This is a genomic window from Psychrobacter sp. (genome assembly GCF_018260395.1).
Lineage (GTDB): Bacteria > Pseudomonadota > Gammaproteobacteria > Pseudomonadales > Moraxellaceae > Psychrobacter.
The window spans coordinates 1-2,869 of record NZ_JAGLBC010000205.1 but is presented as its reverse complement, the minus strand read 5'-3'; the positions used below and the strand labels follow the sequence as shown (position 1 = coordinate 2,869).

Annotated in this window: 3 protein-coding genes; all 3 read right to left on the bottom strand. The window is 38.4% G+C overall.

The window, feature by feature from the left end; all coding sequences use genetic code 11:
* Positions 1 to 57: 57 nt before the first annotated feature.
* On the bottom strand, positions 58 to 399 hold the full coding sequence (locus QZ265_RS10455; RefSeq protein WP_296405942.1) for an AlpA family phage regulatory protein: 342 nt from the start codon (positions 397 to 399) through the stop codon (positions 58 to 60).
* Between the two features lie 110 nt (positions 400 to 509).
* The gene (locus QZ265_RS10450; protein WP_296405940.1) at positions 510 to 1,196 is read right to left on the bottom strand and encodes a hypothetical protein; all 687 of its coding nucleotides are present in this window, start codon (positions 1,194 to 1,196) and stop codon (positions 510 to 512) included.
* A 262-nt stretch (positions 1,197 to 1,458) separates the two neighbouring features.
* Positions 1,459 to 2,658 (bottom strand): integrase arm-type DNA-binding domain-containing protein, encoded by a 1,200-nt coding sequence (locus QZ265_RS10445; RefSeq protein ID WP_296405938.1) that lies wholly within the window; start codon positions 2,656 to 2,658, stop codon positions 1,459 to 1,461.
* Positions 2,659 to 2,869: the final 211 nt, after the last annotated feature.

Sequence of the window (2,869 nt, the reverse complement as noted above, 5' to 3'; positions counted from 1 at the left end):
TCTTTATATTACTGATAATTTGATCAAGTGAATGGCTATTTTCAGATTCATAAGGCATTATTTGCCCTCCTGATTAGCATTTACTTTGGAAGCAAGTTTGGTAGCTGATTCTGGAGAATGACCTTTAGCAATATATTCAAGCCATTTATGTACTTTTGAGTTATCCCAAGCAGTGATAGTAGGGGATAGTTTAATAGGTGTTATGAATTTACCTTCGTTGGCCCATTTCCATAGCGTGCTTGACCCAAATGGTAAAAAGGGTAGCAATTGATTGGCACGACTCACGCCAGTAAGAGGAAGAGCCAAAGGGTTTAAACTGGTATCATTGTGATTACTACTCATTTGTGTAGTAGCGATCTGCTCAATAAGGCTAGAAGAAGTCTGATTAGTTTTTGTCATGTTAATCGTCCCATATTGGTGGATTAAGTGCCGTAACGGTATGCTACGGCTTACATGACAAAGAATATGAGATTAGTTTATCTAGTGGTTCTAATTAGATTCTAATTAGATTAAAAAGGTATTTTTTCTTCAAATGGTGGGGTATAGGGGTGGCTCTTTTGTAGCTCTTGAACGTCTTTTAAAAACTTACCTATTGTTTCATGTCCTAACTGTAAATTAAGATTATTCAGTATTAATTCTATTTCAGTAGTAGCATTTCCTCTTTGATGGTTTGAAGTCGGAGATTTATTAGACCAACCACTCTTAATTAATAAAGCATATATAATCTTTAATGCATTATTACGACTACGAGTAGGCATGTTTTGATCTATTATAGGGAGAGGTGTGTCAAGTCTTTCAGACTCTAATTTCTGAGCCTGCTGTTTTTCTTTATCTAGGAAAGTGGGTATTTCAAGTAGCTCGCCTTGCTCATATTTAGTAATAAACCACTCTATCAAAATATCTTTACTTACTCTCAATCTGTTTTTTTGGAGAAGCTCTCTAATATCAGAACCTATCCATAGCTTGTCTAAGCCATATGGTATACCCTCGTCAATATATTCCAATTCACCACTTATTAAAGCATCTTCAATGGCTGCCTTTTTGGCATCAGCACAAGTTGGGTTATAACCCGTCTGCCGTATAAAATGATCAAATTGGGAAGGTTCGACATCACACCATAAAGCAACAATCTCGTTTATTTTCAGAGTTTTCGCTAAAGACCAAAACTCATAACAGTTGAATCTTTTATATTTCATAACACACCTTTACTAAACCCTTAATAATAAGAAACACGTCAATGGCAATCTATAGTGTTAACAGCTGGTATTCAGATAGTTAATCCTAACCTTGCAATTTAGTTTGTTAGTTTTTATTCGACTATTCTGTTCAGTTTTGACTGGTATCCGTTCGATAGCACTTTCAAAAAACAGCTGTTCAACTCATAAACTACATAGCTTTACGGACGTTCAGCATAATTTTTTAATTCCTTTTTTGTTTGTTGTTCGATAAGTATATGAGCTAATTACATTCATTAAATTTTGCACGAGCACTATCCACATAGTTAGCCCACTTATTCATCATATCTTTACGATAGGGGAGGTGTTGCGCTCCGTTATAAGCCTTACTAATTTTGTTTTCTTTTTCATGTGCCAACTGTAACTCTATCGCATCGTGCATATAGCCTTGCTCATGCAATGTAGTGCTTGCCAGCCCTCTAAAGCCATGTCCTGTCATGCGTCCTTTATAACCCATGCGCCATAATGCTGTGATAAAGGCATTTGTACTATATGGCTTGTGAGTTGATACGTTGTAAAAAACGTAGGTATCAGATAAGCCTAGTACTTTAATTTGCTTGAGAATTGCCAATACTTGAGGCGCAAGCGGTACTAGATGCGGTCTATCCATCTTCATCTTATCGGCTGGTATGCGCCATATCTTCTGTTTATAGTCAATCTCTCCCCATTCCATCAAGCGTAGTTCTTGAGTGCGTACAAAGGTATACGCAAGCGTCCATAATCCTAGTTTGGTGAGTAAATCACCACCGTAGCTATCAATGTCTTTTAGTAGCTTGGGCAATTGCTGGGAAGTCACACGGCTATGATGTTTCACTTTACGAGGCTGTAAGGCATCTGTAAGGTCATTTGCTGGGTTTGTAGTCACTAAGCCTTCTCGTATTGCTTGCTTAACTATTTGACCAGTTTGGCGTATGGCACGTCTTGCCATATCGGGAGCGCCCCTAGCTTCAACTTTTCTACCAATAGCTAGTACGTCAGGCGGAGTAATATCAGTAATAAGCATCTGACCAATAGCGGGTTTAATATCACGCTCATATTGTGAATAATCACGACTGTAAGTTGTTTTTGCTATATGGGGCTTGCGCTCTGCATGCCAGCGCTGAGCAATAGTATCGAATAACAGTGATCCGTCCTGCTGTGCCTCTTTTTCTTTTTTTTTGGTCCTAGGGTCAATGCCTTGCTCAAGCATCTCTTTAATTTCAAGATTACGCTGGCGAGCTTCAGCCAGTGTTATATTCGGATATGTGCCAATTGTCAGGCTTTGACGTTTATTATTAAACTTGTAATCACTAACCCAAGTCTTAGTTCCAGTATGACGTACCCACAATCGAAGGTTATTACCGTCACTATACTTGTCAGGTTTAGAGGGAGTACAACTATCCGTAGGTTTCAACCTTTTGATCTGAGTATCTGTTAATGGCATGACGGTATATTTCCTTACGGTATAATTTATACCGTCAAATATACCGTAATTTTATACGGATTGTCACGTATTAAGATGGACAGCATAGGAGAAGATAATGCTTGAAACCCTTATAAAAAAAGGGTAGACGGTCAATGACGGTCTACCCTAATATAATGTTTGGTCGGAACGGCAGGATTTGAACCTGCGACCACTACACCCCCAGTGTAGT

Bases quoted from the DNA above. Each gene is read 5' to 3' on its own strand.
- QZ265_RS10455 (WP_296405942.1), bottom strand. From the start codon at position 399: ATGACAAAAACTAATCAGACTTCTTCTAGCCTTATTGAGCAGATCGCT.
- QZ265_RS10450 (WP_296405940.1), bottom strand. From the start codon at position 1,196: ATGAAATATAAAAGATTCAACTGTTATGAGTTTTGGTCTTTAGCGAAA.
- QZ265_RS10445 (WP_296405938.1), bottom strand. From the start codon at position 2,658: ATGCCATTAACAGATACTCAGATCAAAAGGTTGAAACCTACGGATAGT.